This is a genomic window from Oerskovia sp. Root22 (genome assembly GCF_001429135.1).
GTDB classification, from domain to species: domain Bacteria; phylum Actinomycetota; class Actinomycetes; order Actinomycetales; family Cellulomonadaceae; genus Oerskovia; species Oerskovia enterophila.
On sequence record NZ_LMIL01000007.1, the window covers coordinates 422,308 to 436,840 of the forward strand.

The 14,533-nt window shown below is 74.3% G+C and carries 14 protein-coding genes; 7 read left to right on the forward strand and 7 right to left on the reverse strand.

Annotated features, from left to right (window positions below; all coding sequences use genetic code 11):
* Nucleotides 1-3 precede the first annotated feature (3 nt).
* Genes rsmD through ASE15_RS06865 form a run of 3 tightly spaced genes read right to left on the reverse strand, consistent with a single transcriptional unit; the run spans nt 4 to nt 4,799 of the window.
* Nucleotides 4-591, reverse strand: a complete 588-nt coding sequence (gene rsmD / locus ASE15_RS06855; RefSeq protein ID WP_056648456.1) for a 16S rRNA (guanine(966)-N(2))-methyltransferase RsmD — start codon at nt 589-591, stop codon at nt 4-6.
* 36 nt (nt 592-627) lie between these two features.
* On the reverse strand, nt 628-3,012 hold the full coding sequence (locus ASE15_RS06860; protein ID WP_082618263.1) for an ATP-dependent DNA helicase RecG: 2,385 nt from the start codon (nt 3,010-3,012) through the stop codon (nt 628-630).
* On the reverse strand, nt 3,009-4,799 hold the full coding sequence (locus ASE15_RS06865) for a DAK2 domain-containing protein (RefSeq protein ID WP_056762368.1): 1,791 nt from the start codon (nt 4,797-4,799) through the stop codon (nt 3,009-3,011). Before ASE15_RS06865 ends, ASE15_RS06860 begins: the two co-directional genes overlap by 4 nt.
* 289 nt (nt 4,800-5,088) lie before the next feature.
* Between ASE15_RS06865 and rpmB the strand changes: the two genes are divergently transcribed.
* Nucleotides 5,089-5,280: a 50S ribosomal protein L28 gene (gene rpmB, locus ASE15_RS06870; RefSeq protein ID WP_056648452.1), complete on the forward strand. Its 192-nt coding sequence runs from the start codon at nt 5,089-5,091 to the stop codon at nt 5,278-5,280.
* A 135-nt stretch (nt 5,281-5,415) separates the two neighbouring features.
* Here the strand turns inward: rpmB and ASE15_RS06875 are convergent, their stop codons facing one another.
* Complete coding sequence (locus ASE15_RS06875) at nt 5,416-6,018, reverse strand: helix-turn-helix domain-containing protein (protein WP_056762370.1); 603 nt, start codon at nt 6,016-6,018, stop codon at nt 5,416-5,418.
* An 81-nt stretch (nt 6,019-6,099) separates the two neighbouring features.
* Between ASE15_RS06875 and ASE15_RS06880 the strand changes: the two genes are divergently transcribed.
* Nucleotides 6,100-7,125 carry an NAD(P)/FAD-dependent oxidoreductase gene (locus tag ASE15_RS06880; RefSeq protein WP_056762686.1) on the forward strand — a complete coding sequence of 342 codons (1,026 nt, stop codon included), beginning with the start codon at nt 6,100-6,102 and terminating at the stop codon, nt 7,123-7,125.
* Between the two features lie 153 nt (nt 7,126-7,278).
* Nucleotides 7,279-7,797, forward strand: coding sequence for a GNAT family N-acetyltransferase (locus tag ASE15_RS06885; protein ID WP_056648448.1), 519 nt, complete (start codon nt 7,279-7,281; stop codon nt 7,795-7,797).
* Nucleotides 7,798-7,922: 125 nt separating this feature from the next.
* On the opposite strand, the gene ASE15_RS06890 is transcribed toward ASE15_RS06885, so the two are convergent.
* Nucleotides 7,923-8,993, reverse strand: a complete 1,071-nt coding sequence (locus ASE15_RS06890) for a thiamine-phosphate kinase (RefSeq protein WP_056762687.1) — start codon at nt 8,991-8,993, stop codon at nt 7,923-7,925.
* Nucleotides 8,994-9,055: 62 nt separating this feature from the next.
* On the opposite strand from ASE15_RS06890, the gene ASE15_RS06895 reads away from it, so the two are divergent.
* Complete coding sequence (locus ASE15_RS06895) at nt 9,056-9,547, forward strand: DUF3515 family protein (RefSeq protein WP_235534219.1); 492 nt, start codon at nt 9,056-9,058, stop codon at nt 9,545-9,547.
* 85 nt (nt 9,548-9,632) lie between these two features.
* Here the strand turns inward: ASE15_RS06895 and ASE15_RS06900 are convergent, their stop codons facing one another.
* The gene (locus tag ASE15_RS06900) at nt 9,633-10,772 is read right to left on the reverse strand and encodes a D-alanine--D-alanine ligase family protein (protein WP_056762372.1); all 1,140 of its coding nucleotides are present in this window, start codon (nt 10,770-10,772) and stop codon (nt 9,633-9,635) included.
* 84 nt (nt 10,773-10,856) lie between these two features.
* On the opposite strand from ASE15_RS06900, the gene ASE15_RS06905 reads away from it, so the two are divergent.
* Together ASE15_RS06905 and ASE15_RS06910 are read left to right on the forward strand one after the other, a co-directional pair.
* On the forward strand, nt 10,857-12,029 hold the full coding sequence (locus ASE15_RS06905; protein ID WP_056762374.1) for an acyl-CoA dehydrogenase family protein: 1,173 nt from the start codon (nt 10,857-10,859) through the stop codon (nt 12,027-12,029).
* Nucleotides 12,030-12,102: 73 nt separating this feature from the next.
* On the forward strand, nt 12,103-13,281 hold the full coding sequence (locus ASE15_RS06910; protein WP_056762376.1) for a PLP-dependent aspartate aminotransferase family protein: 1,179 nt from the start codon (nt 12,103-12,105) through the stop codon (nt 13,279-13,281).
* Here ASE15_RS06910 and ASE15_RS06915 read toward each other — a convergent pair.
* Nucleotides 13,278-13,628 carry a DUF6191 domain-containing protein gene (locus ASE15_RS06915; protein ID WP_056762379.1) on the reverse strand — a complete coding sequence of 117 codons (351 nt, stop codon included), beginning with the start codon at nt 13,626-13,628 and terminating at the stop codon, nt 13,278-13,280. The two genes, ASE15_RS06910 and ASE15_RS06915, sit on opposite strands and share 4 nt — an antisense overlap.
* A 187-nt stretch (nt 13,629-13,815) precedes the next feature.
* Here ASE15_RS06915 and ASE15_RS06920 point away from each other — a divergent pair, with 187 nt between their 5' ends.
* Nucleotides 13,816-14,532 (forward strand): hypothetical protein, encoded by a 717-nt coding sequence (locus ASE15_RS06920; protein ID WP_056762381.1) that lies wholly within the window; start codon nt 13,816-13,818, stop codon nt 14,530-14,532.
* Nucleotide 14,533 lies beyond the last annotated feature (1 nt).

Sequence of the window (14,533 nt, forward strand, 5' to 3'; positions counted from 1 at the left end):
CGCTCAGGGCGCGTCGGCGGCCGCGGACTCCTCGGTCGCAGCCGGACCCGCGTAGTACACGGCCGTCTCGCCGTAGTCCTTGCGGGCGAGCAGCTCCCACCCCGCGGGCCACTGCGGCTCGGGGCTGCGCGTCGAGCGCTCGACGACCACGACCGCGTCCTCGACGAGCGCCGACGTCGCGGAGAGCTGCCGGAGGAGCTCGGCGACCACGGCCTCCGCGAGGTCGTAGGGAGGGTCGATGAAGACGACGTCCCACGTGGTCGTCGGCGGCGACAGGACGAACTTCTCGGCCTTGTCCTGGACGACCTGCACGTTCGTCAGACCGAGGGTCCTCACGTTGGTCCGGCAGACCTCCGCGGCGACGCGCGCGGCGTCGACCAGCACGACCTTCTGCGCGCCGCGCGAGGCCGCCTCCAGGCCCAGCGCGCCCGAGCCCGCGTACAGGTCCAGGACGTAGGCCCCCTCGAGGACCCCGTAGTGCTCGAGGCGCGAGAAGATCGCCTCGCGCACCCGGTCGCTCGTGGGCCGCGTGCCCTTGGGGGGCACCTGCAGGCTGCGTCCTCCGACCGTCCCGGCCACGATCCTCGTCATGCGGGACAGCCTAGACGGGGTGGGCCAAGGCCCCGGCTACGCCCGCTCGAGGAACTCCTCACGCTCGGGGTCGAGCTGGCTGGCGATCGCCGCCCGCAGCTCGGGGTGGTGCTCGAGGTCCGGGTCCGCGCCGATCACCTCGGCCGCGTCGGCCCGCGCCTGCTCGATCACCGCGACGTCCTTGACGACGCGCAGCAGCCGCAGCGAGCTCGCCTTGCCGGACTGGGCCGCACCCAGCACGTCGCCCTCGCTGCGCAGCTCGAGGTCGACGGTCGCGAGGCGGAAGCCGTCGGTGGTCTCGGCCATGGTCTCGACCCGGACGGCCGCGGGGGTGCCGGGCTCGACGGTCGAGACGAGCAGGCACAGCCCGGGCGCGGAGCCACGGCCCACGCGGCCGCGGAGCTGGTGGAGCTGCGAGAGGCCGAACCGGTCCGCGTCGAACACGACCATCACCGTGGCCTCGGGCACGTCCACGCCGACCTCGACCACTGTCGTGGAGACCAGGACCTGCACCGCGCCGGACGCGAAGTCGGCCATGGCCTTCTCCTTGTCCGCGGGGGGCATCTGCCCGTGCAGGACGCCGACCGAGAGCCCGCGCAGCGCGGGCACGCGCGCGAGCTCCTCGGCGACCTCGAGCACCGCGCGCAGGGGCGGCCGGTCCGACCCCGTGCCGGTCCCGTCGAGGTCGAGGAAGTCGGGTACCTCGTCGAAGTCGTCGGTCCGCGACCTCCTCCTCGCGGCCCCCTTGCCCTCGCCCGCGGCCCCTGCGGCGTCGGGACCGGCATCCCGGGCCGGGACCTCGGCGTCGGGGTGGATCCGGGCGCACACCACGTACGCGCGGTGCCCGGCGTCGACCTCCTCGCGCACGCGCTGCCACGTCCGGTTCATCCACGCCTCGTTGTCCGCGGGGACCACGTGCGTCGTGATGCCCGCGCGCCCGGCCGGGATCTCGGTGAGCGAGGACGTCTCGAGGTCGCCGAAGACCGTCATGGCGACCGTGCGCGGGATGGGGGTCGCGGTCATGACGAGCAGGTGGGGGCTCGTCCTCGCCTTGGCCCGCAGCGCGTCGCGCTGCTCCACGCCGAACCGGTGCTGCTCGTCGACCACGACCAGCCCGAGGTCCGCGAACTGCACGTTCTCGCTCAGCAGCGCGTGCGTCCCGACGACGATCCCCGCGCGCCCGCTCGCGGCGTCGAGCAGCGCGGACTTCTTGGCGGCGGCCCCCATCGACCCCGTGAGGAGCGCGACGCGCGTGCCGTGGTCCGCCCCGCCCAGCATGCCCCCTTCGGCGAGCGGCCCCAGCAGGGTCGCGAGCGTGCGGGCGTGCTGCGAGGCGAGCACCTCGGTGGGCGCCAGGAGCGCGGCCTGCCCTCCGGCGTCGACCACCTGGAGCATCGCGCGCAGCGCGACGACCGTCTTGCCCGAGCCGACCTCTCCCTGGAGCAGGCGCTGCATGGGCCGCGAGCGCGCGAGCTCTCCGGAGATCTCCTCGCCGATCTCGCGCTGCCCGGCCGTGAGCGTGAACGGCAGCGACACGTCGAAGTCCGCGAGGACGCTGGGCTCGCCCGGGGCGAGCAGCGGGCGAGCCGTCGCCTCCTCGGCCTCGGCCCGCGCGCGCCGCTGGGCGAGCGCGGCCTGGAGCACGAACGCCTCCTCGTAGCGCAGGCGGTCGCGCCCGTGCTGCCACTGACGCGTGTCGAACGGCTCGTGGACGTCCTTGAGTGCCGCGTGCCGCGACCCGAACCCGCGGGCCTCGCGGACGGCGGGCGGCAGCGGGTCCGGCACCTCGTCCTCGGTCAGCGGGTCCAGGACCTGGCGGACGGCCTTCTGGATCCGCCAGCTCGGGATCGCGGCGCTCGCCGGGTAGAGCGGGATGGGGCGACGCGCCTCGATGAGGGCCGACTCCTCGTCGTCGGCGTCGACCCCGATGATCAGGTAGTCCGGGTGCGTGAGCTGGCGCGCCCCGCGGTAGGCGCTCACGACGCCCGTGAACAGGCCCGTGCGCCCAGGCTGGAGACGGCTCTCGTGCGTGCGGAGCGCCCCCGTGCCCTTGGCGAAGAACGTGAGCGAGAGGCGGTGGACGCCGTCGGTGACCTCGGCCTGCATCATGGCCCCGCCCCGCGAGCGCATGGCCCGCACGGTCGCCTGGACCACGCGCGCCATGATCGTCACGTGCTCGCCGAGCACGAGCCCGCCGAGGTCGGTGAGCCTGCCCGGGTCGCCGTAGCGGCGAGGGTAGTGGCCCAGCAGGTCGCCCGTGGTCTCGAGGCCCAGCTTCGCGAGCGCGCCGGCGGACCGCGGGCCGAGCACCTTGGCGAGCGGCTCGGCGAACCGGTCCACGGGCCCCGTGACCAGGTCTCCGGCCAGCACCCGGGAAGCGGTCACGTGGTCCGTGGCCTCGGGGGTCAGGTCCTTGCTCATTCCGCTCCCAGCTCGAGGTCTGCGTGGTCGCGCCCGGAGTCGAGGACGACGACCTCGATGCCCGGGACGCGCTGGCGTGCGATGCCGACGACGACGTCGATCACGAGCGGGTCCACCCGGCGGCCCGGCATGATCGTGAGGACCTCGTCGTCCGGGCGTAGGAGCTCCTCGAGCGCGGGTCGCACGAGCGAGCCGTCCGCTGCGACCTGGACCGCCCGGACCTCGGCGAGCGCGGCACGCATCGCCTCGGCCTGCCCCTCCTCGACGAGCTGCGCGGCGGCGAGCGCCGCGACGACGTGCAGGTCGGTCGGGGCGTCGAGGACCTCGACGGCCTGCAGGTCGCCCGCGCCCGGCTCGACCAGCAGTGCCGCTGCGCGGGCGGCGGCCGCGGCCGCGTCGCTGCCCGGCAGCACCGTGACGAGCCGGGCCGAGGTGTCCACCGCGACGCGCAGCACCTCCTCGGGCTCGGGTGCGCGGTCGGCCGCGAGCAGGACCACGGCCCCGCTGCGGGCGAGGTCCGGTACGAGCCCCGGCGCCGACGTGATGGTCACCACGCCGTGCGCGGGCACCTGCTGGTCGGTGTGAGGCGGGGCTTCTGGCAGGCCTGCGTGCACGCCGCGCGCCGCGACCTGGGTCGCGAGGTGGCGCACGCAGACCTGGCGCAGCCCGGCCCGGCCGGCGGCGACCTGACGGGCCGCGGCGACCGCGCGCCCCGGGTCGTCCGTGTGCACGTGGGCCTGCCAGACGCCGTCGCCGACCACGACGACCGAGTCGCCGACCTCCTGCAGCGCGGAGCGGAGCGCGTCCGCGAGGTCAGGGCCGTCGGTCTCCAGGGACACGGTGCGGAGCGCGTCCCCCACGCCCGCCTCCACGACGAACATGACCTCGAACTCACCGTCCAGCCCCACGCTCGCGGTCCCCCCGTCGGCGGGCGCAGCGGCCTGCGCAGGGTCGCCGGGCCCGACCGCGGGGCTCGGCTCCGCCTCCCGGTCCACCGAGGCGTCGGTCGTCAGGGTCGCCATGGCGTCCATGGTGCCGCCGGCCACCGACATCACCGGGTCCGCCGGGTCCGCGGCGTGGCCCGCGGCGCCGGGCAGGGCTCCGGGCGACCCGCCGCGGGCGGCGGCCTCGGCCTCGAGCCCTGCCCCGTCGAGCCCGTCCGCGCCCAGGACGCGGCACAGCGCGTCGAGCACGAGCACGAGCCCGTAGGCCCCCGCGTCGAGCACGCCGGCGCGCGAGAGGACCTCGAGCTCGCTGGGGCTGCGGAGCATGGCGCGGTGAGATCCGTCACGCGCCGCGACCACGACTCCCGTCAGGTCGGCGCCCGCGTCGGCCGCGGCGCGCGCCGCCGACGCACCGCCGCTCGCGGCCGTGAGGATCGTCCCGGGCACGGGGGCGGCGACGGCCGCGTACGAGGCGCGCGCGGCGGCCTCGAACCGCGTCGCGACGCGCAGCGACCCCACGGGCTGGTCCGCGAACGTGACCGCGCCCGCGAAGCCGCGCAGGAACTCGCTGAGGATCACGCCCGAGTTCCCGCGCGCCCCGAGCAACGCACCCCGCGCGAAGGCGACCAGGACGGTGTCGGTGGGCTCGCCGTCGGGCAGGGCAGACACGGCCCGCGCTCCCTCGGTGACCGTCAGGAGCATGTTGGTGCCCGTGTCCGCGTCCGCGACGGGGAAGACGTTCGCGCTGTCGATGCGCGCCCTGGCCTCCCCGAGCGTCCGGACCGTCTCGGTCACCCACGCCCGCACCAGTGCGGGCTCGATGTGCTCCTTGCCGTCGGTCACGCTCGTGGGGCTCCTCGGTCCGGGGCGGCGCGCGAGGGTGCCGAACCCCCGTCGAGCCTGCGATACTGTCCGGACCACCGTAGTCCGCCTCGTGCGCTGCCTCTTGCATGCGTTCGGGCCGGTTTGGGGTGGAGGGCGGCCATCGGCTACCCTATGGAGGTTGCCCGGACAGACCTGGGCGACCACGGACGCTCCCCGGCTTCTGCCGGTACGGAGCGTTCACCCCACAGACCATTCACTACGTCGCCGCTGTCCTTCGCGGAGGCGTGCACGACGATCAGGAGAAATCGTGGCTGCCAACTGCGAAGTCTGCGGCAAGGGCCCGAGCTTCGGGCACAGCATCTCGCACTCGCACGTCCGTACGAAGCGTCGCTGGAACCCGAACATCCAGCGCGTCCGTGCCATCGTTTCGGGCACCCCGAAGCGCCTCAACGTGTGCACCTCGTGCCTGAAGGCCGGCAAGGTCGTCCGTCACGTCTGAGCCTTTCAGCTCGTTCCACGAGAGCCCGCCAGGATCCGTCCTGGCGGGCTCTCGTGTGTCCGGGGGCAGGTGCCCGACGGCGGGGCTCCCCTCGGGCAGGCGGGTCGCCCGGGCGCCGGGCACGCTCGGGCGTGATCAGTCCGGCCGGTCGGCGGCACGCGAGACGGGCCGCGCCCGCACGTGCGCCCGCTCCCCCTGGGGGCCGTAGAGGACGAGCAGCTCGACCGGGTGCTCGTCGGCGCTGAGGATCGCGTGCGGGGTGCGGGTGTCGAACTCGGCGGCCTCGCCCTCGCCGAGGACCAGGTCGTGCTCGCCGAGCAGGAGGCGCAGCCGTCCGCCCAGGACGTACAGCCACTCGTAGCCCTCGTGCACCCTGGTCTCGGGCAGGACGTCAGTGGTCCGGCCGTGCAGGAGCTGCTTGTAGGCCTGGACGCCGCCCGGCCTGCGTGAGAGCGGCAGGAACGTGGACCCGTGCCGCTTGACCGGGCGCGCGTGGATCCGCGGGTCTCCCGTCGGTGGAGCACCGACGAGCTCGTCGAGCGGCACCTCGTGCTCGCGGGCCAGCGGCAGCAGGAGCTCGAGCGTGGGGCGCCGGCCCCCGGACTCGAGCCGGGACAGCGTGCTCACCGAGATGCCCGTGCGCTCGGAGAGCTCGGAGAGGGTCAGCTGACGCTGCTGGCGCAGCGCGCGCAGCCGTGGCCCGACGGCCTCGAGGGCTGCGGCGAAGGGATCGTCCATGGCGTCGAGTTTGCCACTCCGGCAAGAGGAATTGCCAACTCGCGACGCGAGCGCGGATGCTCGACGACGGAGGTGGTCACCGTGACCCGAGAGAACCCAGCGCCCGCCACGGGCGAGAGCACATCGAACGACGCAGCACCGGAGACCTACGACGTCGTGGTCGTCGGAGGCGGTGCGGCGGGCCTGAGCGGAGCGCTCACGCTCGCCCGGGCACGACGCAGCGTGCTCGTGATCGACGCGGGCCGTCCGCGCAACGCACCGGCCGCGCACATGCACGGCTACCTGTCCCGCGACGACGAGGACCCCGCCGCGCTCCTGGCGACCGGACGGGCCGAGGTCGCGGCCTACGGGGGCCGGATCTCCCAGGGCACGGTCGAGTCCGCGACCGTCCTGCCCGACGGGGGCTTCGAGGTCCTCACGACCGACGGCCGGGCCGTCCGGGCTCGTCGTCTGCTCGTGACCACGGGCCTCGTCGACGAGCTGCCCGACGTCCCCGGGCTCGCCGAACGGTGGGGCAAGGACGTCCTGCACTGCCCGTACTGCCACGGCTGGGAGGTGCGCGACCAGGCGGTGGGCATCCTCGCCACGGGCCCGATGTCGATCCACCAGGCCCAGATGTGGCGCCAGTGGACCGACGACGTCACGCTCTTCCTCCACGGGTCACCGGCCCCGGACGCCGGGACCCGTGCCGCCCTCGACGCGCGCGACATCCGGGTGGTCGAGGGCCGCGTCGCGGGGCTCGCGCTCGACGCGGACGCGCTGAGCGGCGCCCGGCTCGCGTCCGGGGAGGTCGTGGAGTGCACGGCGCTCGTGGTCGCGCCCCGCTTCACGGCCCGGTCCGCGGTCCTCACGTCGCTCGGGGTCGAGACCGAGGACCAGGTCGTCGACGGGGTGACGATCGGGACCTTCGTACCCTCCGACCCCCAGGGCGCGACCTCGGTGCCCGGCGTCAGGGTCGCGGGCAACGTCACGAACATCATGGCGCAGGTCGTCGCCGCGGCGGCCGCGGGCGTCCAGGCGGCCGCCGCGACCAACGGCGACCTGATCGCCGAGGAGGTTCAGCAGGCGCTCGCCGCTCGCACCGCGCCCAGCGCGCACGCGGGGTGAAAGGCTGAGAGGATCGGCGGACGACGCACGGCACACGCGGGCCAGCACGCCCGCCGCTCCTCTCATCCCACCAGCACATCACCTTGGGGAGATTTGCTGAAGATCCGGACAAAGAGGTTTGGTGAAACTCCACGGAAGTGGCAGGATTTGGTCATGGTGACGGAACTCAACGAGGTAACGATCCGCACGGCAACTCCGCAGGACGCGGCGTCGATCGCCCAGGTGCACATCGCCTCGTGGCGTGGCGCGTATGCCGGGATCGTCCCGGACGACTACCTCGCATCGCTCGACCACGACCAGCGCGAGGCCGCCTGGACGCAGAACCTCGCGAGCTCGGGCGCCGACATCCTCCTGGCCGAGGCCGACGGTCGCGCGCTCGGTTTCGCGAGCCTCGGCCCCGCTCGCGACGAGGACGCCGAGTCCGGAGACCTCGAGGTCTACGCGATCTACCTCGACCCCGAGGCCTGGGGACGGGGCGTCGCCCGTGACCTCATGCGGACCATGCTCGGCAAGGTCCCGCCGCGCACGCCGGTCTCGCTGTGGGTCCTCAAGGACAACGAGCGCGCCCAGCACTTCTACCGTCGTCACGGGTTCGCCCCGGACGGGGTCGAGCGTCGCGACGACATCGGCGGCCGTGACCTGACGCAGGTCCGTTTCCGTCGCACGGTCTGACCGGCCCGCCGCACAACAGCTCCTCCCGTCGAGGGGGTCGCCCTCCGGGGCGGCCCCCTCGACGCGTGCCGGGCCCTCCCGCCCGCGCGCCTGACGACCGGACAGCCTCGTCGGCGGCCCGACCCTCAGCCGCGGAAGTGGTCCCACCCGACGCCGTGCGCGCGCGGCGCGGCCCCGTCGACCGTGACCGCCGAAGCACGGCCCTCGGTAGCCCCTGGCACGCCCGCCGGCGGCGCGGCGACGACCCGACCCACCGCACGGAACGGCTCGGGCAGCGCGGTCGCCGCGGGGAACGTCGCGAGCAGGCCATGGTCCTCACCGCCCGTCAGGACCCAGTCGCGGGCGAGGGCCGTCTCCGCGGCGGCGCCCGCCGGGCCCGGCTCGGCCCCGGCAGGCGCGAGCGTCCCGCTCGCCGCCCTGACGGCGGACGCCGCGACGACCAACCGGTCCAGGTCCCCGCGGAAGGCCCCCAGGTCCAGGTCGATGCCCACGCCGCTCGCCCGGGCGAGGCGACCGGCGTCGCGCAGCAGGCCGTCGGACAGGTCGAGCATGGCCGTGGCCCCGGAGTCCGCGGCCGCCGGGCCCGCGTCGAGCGGCGGCTCGGGACGCAGGTACGCGTCGACCAGGCCCTGGTCCAGAGGTCCCAGGTCGTGGTCGAGCAGGGCGAGCCCCGCGGCGGACCAGCCTCGCCGCCCGGCGTGCGCGACGACGTCGGACACCTGGGCTCCCGAGCGCAGGACCGGCGCCCGCCCGCCCAGGTCCCCGTGCACCGTGACCGCGACGACCACGTCGTCCCCGCTCGACAGGTCTCCCCCGACCACGGCCGCACCGCTGGGCGCGCACGCCGCGGCGAGGCCGCGGGCCAGGCCCGTGACCCACTCGACCGGCAGGTGCCCCGGGATCACGAGCGAGACCACGAGCGAGGTGGGCCGCGCCCCCATGGCCGCGACGTCGGCGAGGTTCTGCATCGCGGCGCGCCACCCGACGTCGTACCCCGTGGACCACTCCGGGCGGAAGTGCCGACGCTCGACCAGCACGTCGGTCGAGACCACGAAGCGCCCGTCGGGGGCGCTCACGACGGCCGAGTCGTCGCCGGGCCCCACGAGGGTCGCCGCACCCGTCGGCAGGAGCGGGAAGATCGCCGCGAGCAGCTCCTCCTCGGACGTCTCGCGCACCAGCACCCGGCCCTCGTTCAGATCAGTCACGGCGCCACCTTACGCGGGACGGAGGCCCCCGCCGGAGCGGCTACCGTTGGAGGGTGCTGAACGCCCCTCGTACCCCTGCCCGACGTCGGACGCTCGCCGGGATCCTGCTGCTCGCCGTGGTCGCAGGCACCAGCGCCTGCGCCCCGACCATCGGCGTCCCGGTCGCCGACGACGCAGCGAACCCCAAGTGCGCCGAGGTCGTCCTCGCGGTCCCCGACATGCTGGGCGACCTGCCCAAGGTCAAGACCGACAGCCAGGCCACCGCGGCCTGGGGCGCGTCGGGCGCCGCCGTGACGCTGCGGTGCGGCGTCACGCCACCCGAGCCCACCACGACGGGCTGCCAGGGCGTGCCGAGCGCCGCGGGCAGCGTCGACTGGATCGTCGCCGACGACGGCAAGGGCACGTGGACCTTCGTCACGTACGGGCGCGACCCCGCGGTCGAGGTCCAGATCCCGCCGTCGGTCAGCTCGGACCACTCGTCGTCGTTCGTCTCCGACCTCAACCGCGCGGTGTCCAAGGTCGAGCAGACGCGCTACTGCATGTGACCTTCCCGACGGACGGACGCGAGGAGCGCGCCACCCCCGGGGGTGGCGCGCTCCTCGCGTCCGTCGGGTCGAGCCGCCGGAACGGTCAGCGCAGGCCCGTGGGGCGCTCGAGCGCGAGCTGGATGAGCTCGTCGATCAGGTCGGGGTAGGAGATGCCTGACTTCTCCCACATGCGGGGGTACATCGAGAACGGCGTGAAGCCCGGCATGGTGTTGATCTCGTTGACGACGACCTGGCCCTCGTCCGTGACGAACACGTCGACCCGGGACAGGCCCTCCGCTCCGACCGCCTCGAACGTGCGGACCGCGACGTCGCGCACCTCGTCGACGAGGTGCTGGGGCAGGTCGGCCGGGCAGCTCAGCTCGACGCCGGCCTCGTCGAGGTACTTGGCCTCGAAGTCGTAGAAGTCGTGGTTCGTGTCCGTCACGACGATCTCACCGGGCAGCGACGCACGCGGGCGCTCGCCCTGGCGCCCCCCGAGCACCGCGCACTCGATCTCGCGTCCGACGACCCCGGCCTCGATCACGACCTTGGGGTCGTGCTTGCGCGCCTCGTCGATCGCCGCGGGCAGGTCCGCGAGGTCGTCGACCTTGGTGATCCCCAGGCTCGACCCGGCGCGAGCGGGCTTGACGAAGACCGGCAGCCCCAGGCCCGCGACCGTCTCCGTCCAGGCGGCGGGGTTGCGGTCCCACTCCCCCGGGCGGATGACCGTGTACGGCGCGATGGGCAGCCCCTGGCCCGCGAGGACGAGCTTCATGAAGTGCTTGTCCATGCCCACGGCGGAGGCGAGCACGCCCGCACCCACGTAGGGCACGTCGGCCAGCTCGAGCAGGCCCTGGAGCGTGCCGTCCTCGCCGAACGGGCCGTGCAGCAGCGGGAAGACGACGTCGACCTCGCCCAGCTCGCGCGGGAACTCGCCCGGCTCCAGGACGCGCAACCCACGCTGGCCGACCGCGAGCGGCAGCAGGACCTCGCCACCCGTCGCGGTGACCTCGGGCAGGTTGCCCGCCGTGATCTCCCAGCGCGCGGGCTCGTCCGCGGCGAGGACCCACTGGCCCGCCTTGGTGATCCCGACGGGGACGATCTCGTAGCGGTCGCGGTCGATCGCACGCATGACGCCGCCCGCGGTGGCGCACGAGATGACGTGCTCGCCGGAGCGTCCGCCGAAGAGGATGAGGACGCGCGTCTTGCGCGCGGGAGCACTGGGTTCTGGCTGGCTGGACATCGCGGACGACCCTACCGGAACCCTGCTTCCCCGAGAGAACAGGAGAGGTCCCCGCTCGTGAAGGAGCGGTGATAGAACGGGGGCATGAGCCTCCCCCTGCTGACCGACGACCTGCTCGACCGCATCCGCTCGCGTGCCGCGGGCTACGACCGCGAGAACGCCTTCTTCACCGAGGACCTCGAGGAGCTGACCGCGGCCGGCTACCTCCAGGCCTTCGTCCCGACCGCGATGGGCGGCCCGGGCCTCGGCCTGCGCGACGTGGCGCACGAGCAGATCCGCCTCGCGGGCGCGGCCCCCGCGACCGCCCTGGCCGTCAACATGCACCACGTGTGGACCGGCGTCGCACGCTACCTCTACGAGCGCGGGGACCACTCGCTCGACTTCGTGCTCGAGGAGGCCGCGCGCGGCGAGGTCTTCGCGTTCGGGTACTCGGAGCCGGGCAACGACCTGGTCCTGTTCGGGTCCCGGACCCAGGCCCGTCCCGACGGTGAGGGCGGCTACTCGTTCCACGGCCGCAAGATCTTCACGTCGCTCTCGCCCGCGTGGACGCGGCTGGGCGTGCTCGGGATCGAGACGGCGGCCGAGGACGGCCCGGGGCTCGACGGCGACCCTCGCCTCGTGCACGCGTTCGTGACGCGCGAGGGCGGCGGCGTCGACGTCCTGGACGACTGGGACACGGTCGGCATGCGCGCGAGCCAGAGTCGCACGACCCTGCTGGTGGGCGCGCACGCCCCGGCCGACCGGGTCGTCCGGCGCCTCGCGCCCGGCCCCTCCACGGACCCGCTCGTGCTCGCGATCTTCACGACGTTCGAGGTGCTGCTCGCGTCGGTCTACACGGGGATCGGCAAGCGTGCCCTCGAGCTCGCGGTCGAGAACGCGCACCGGCGCACCTCGATGAAGAACGGCGGCAGGCCGCTCTCCCAGGACCCGGACATCCGCTGGCGCGTCGCGGACGCGGGCATCGCGATGGACGGGATCTACCCGCAGATCGACCAGGTCGCGGGCGAGATCGACGCCCTCGTGGACCGGGGGGCCGGCTGGTTCACGGCGGTCGCAGGCCTCAAGGTCCGCGCGACCGAGACCGCGCGCGTCGTGGTCGACCAGGCGATCCGCGTGTCCGGCGGGTCCTCGTACTTCGCGTCCTCCGAGCTGGGGCGCCTCTACCGGGACGTGCTCGCGGGGATCTTCCACCCCTCGGACGACGAGTCCGCGCACTCGACGTTCGCGAGCGCGCTGCTCGGACCGGTCGAGGACTGAACCGGGGGCGCCGCCGTTCCGTCCGTCGGTTGCTCGCGGCACCCACCCGCTGCCCAGGCGTAATCTCACCCCCATGACGACCGAGCCGACCGGGCCGACCGCGCCCACCGTCCACAGCTCCCCCCTGTCCCCCGCCACGATCGCGGTCGCGGCCGGACGCCCGCCCCGCGAGCAGGGCGGGCCCGTGAACCCGCCCGTCGTCCTGTCCTCGACGTACGTGTCGCGTGGCGTGCAGCAACCGGGCGAGCTCCTGTACACGCGCATGGACACCGAGACCTGGCACCCGTTCGAGGAGGCCCTGGCCACGCTCGAGGGCGCCTCGGAGCCGGGCATCGTCTTCAGCAGCGGGATGGCGGCGATCGCGGCGGTCTTCTCGTTCGTCCCGGCGGGCGGCAAGGTCGTCGTGCCCCGGCACGCCTACCAGGTGACGCTCGGCTTCGCCGACGACCTCGCGGCCCGTCACGGGGTCGAGGTCGTCCGCGTGGACGTCGCCGACACCGACCAGGTGCTCGCGGCGATCGGCAGGGCGGACCTGCTGCTGATCGAGTCGCCGACCAACCCCATGCTCGAGGTCGCGGACCTGCCCGTGCTCCTCGCCGCGGCGCGCGATCGAGGGGTCCTCACTGCGGTCGACAACACGTTCGCGACCCCGCTGGGCCAGCAGCCCCTCGCTCACGGCGCGGACGTCGTCGTGCACTCGGTCACGAAGTACCTCGCGGGGCACTCCGACGTCGTGCTCGGTGCCGTCGTGACGAGCGACCCGGACCTGGCCTCGAAGGTCCGCGCCTACCGGACCCTGCACGGCGCGATCGCCGGCCCGTGGGAGGTGTGGCTCGCGCTGCGCGGGCTGCGCACGCTCGCGCTGCGCGTCGAGCGGTCCCAGGCCAACGCCGCGGAGATCGCCCGGCGCCTGGCCGAGCACCCGCTCGTCGAGGAGGTCCGGCACCCGAGCCTGCCGACTGACCCGGGCCACGAGCGCGCGGCCCGCACCATGACGGGCTTCGGGGCGATCATCGGGCTGCGGCCCCGGGGCGGTCGTGAGGCCGCGGACGCGGTCGTCGAGGCCGTCGAGCTGTGGGTTCCCGCCACGAGCCTGGGAGGGGTCGAGTCGAGCCTCGAGCGCCGGCGGCGGTTCTCGACCGAGTCGCTCACGGTCCCCGAGGACCTTTTGCGCATGAGCGTCGGCATCGAGGACGTCGAGGACCTGTGGGCGGACCTCGACCGCGCGCTGCGGCTCGCCGCGGGCAGCTAGCGCGCGGAGGCCGTCCCGTCGGCGGCCTGCGGCTCGTACGCGTCAGCACGGAAGACGACGACCCCGGACTCGAGGTCGACGTCGATCGGCGGGGCGGTGGGCGGCGCCTGCGCGATGTCGAGCCGTTGCCGCTCCTTCTCCTCGGTGAGGTGGACCCTGCTCGGCTGGAAGACGTCGACCAGGGCGCCGAACGCCCCGGAACCGACGCTATCCCCCGAGCCGGTGAGCTCGCGACGCTCACGCTCCCTGGAACGCCCGCTCACCATGCGCTCGATCGCGACCACCGCGACGACCACGAGCACGACGACGAGGAAGAGAGGCGCGCCCACGCTGCTGAACCACGGCATGGGGCCAGGCTAGGTCGTGGGACCGGTCCCTGTCATCGTTCGGCCGTGGACACCACGGAACCGCAGCGCCCGCCGTCGACGAGGCACCCGATCGAGACCCTCCCTCCATGCGTCCGTGTCCTGCCCGGCCTAGGCTCGAGACAGCCGGGAACCGCTCCCGGTCGCACGCTTCGAGCAGGAGGCAGTCATGGACCGCGCCACCCGAACGGCCACCCGGACGGTTCGCCGCTGGCAACGGCGACCAGCCCTCGCCGCCGTGAGCCTCGGGGCGTTCCTCGTACTGACCGCGTGCTCCGGCGGGGACGGCGGCTACGACGCGACGCCCGTCGAGTCCCCGTCACGCTCGGCGTCTCCGGACACCAGCCCGCTCCCCACCGACGGCGCCTCCGGCACCCCCACCGAAGCGCCCGGATCGACCGGCTCCACCGAGGGGGACGGCTCGACCACGGCTCCCGCGTTCCCCGCGAACACCGACCCGGACGTCTCCGAGCCCTCCGCCGGCGCGGCACTGACCGTGACCGACCTGCGGGTCGGACGCCACGACGGGTTCGACCGCGTCGTCTACGAGCTGGGCGGCACGGGCACGCCCGGGTGGCGCGTCGAGTACGTCCCGGAGGCGATCGACGACGGCAGCGGGAACGTCTTCCCGCTCGCCGGGGACGGCACGCTGCAGGTCATGATCTCGGGCTCGGGATACCCCACGGAAACGGGCGTCGCCGAGTACTCGGGCCCCAACCCCCTGCGGGTCGCCGGGACCGACGAGGTCGAGGAGGTCGCGCTCCGCGGCGTGTTCGAGGGGTACACGCAGTCGTTCATCGGGACGGACGACACCGACAACCCGTTCAGGGTCTACGCCCTCACGGACCCGACGCGGGTCGTCGTCGAGGTGCGTGACGACGACTGAC

Excerpts from the sequence above, each read along its gene's own strand:
- rsmD (WP_056648456.1), bottom strand. The coding sequence starts at position 591 with ATGACGAGGATCGTGGCCGGGACGGTCGGAGGACGCAGCCTGCAGGTG.
- ASE15_RS06860 (WP_082618263.1), bottom strand. The coding sequence starts at position 3,012 with ATGAGCAAGGACCTGACCCCCGAGGCCACGGACCACGTGACCGCTTCC.
- ASE15_RS06875 (WP_056762370.1), bottom strand. The coding sequence starts at position 6,018 with ATGGACGATCCCTTCGCCGCAGCCCTCGAGGCCGTCGGGCCACGGCTG.
- ASE15_RS06885 (WP_056648448.1), top strand. The coding sequence starts at position 7,279 with ATGGTGACGGAACTCAACGAGGTAACGATCCGCACGGCAACTCCGCAG.
- ASE15_RS06900 (WP_056762372.1), bottom strand. The coding sequence starts at position 10,772 with ATGTCCAGCCAGCCAGAACCCAGTGCTCCCGCGCGCAAGACGCGCGTC.
- ASE15_RS06905 (WP_056762374.1), top strand. The coding sequence starts at position 10,857 with ATGAGCCTCCCCCTGCTGACCGACGACCTGCTCGACCGCATCCGCTCG.
- ASE15_RS06910 (WP_056762376.1), top strand. The coding sequence starts at position 12,103 with ATGACGACCGAGCCGACCGGGCCGACCGCGCCCACCGTCCACAGCTCC.
- ASE15_RS06915 (WP_056762379.1), bottom strand. The coding sequence starts at position 13,628 with ATGCCGTGGTTCAGCAGCGTGGGCGCGCCTCTCTTCCTCGTCGTCGTG.
- ASE15_RS06920 (WP_056762381.1), top strand. The coding sequence starts at position 13,816 with ATGGACCGCGCCACCCGAACGGCCACCCGGACGGTTCGCCGCTGGCAA.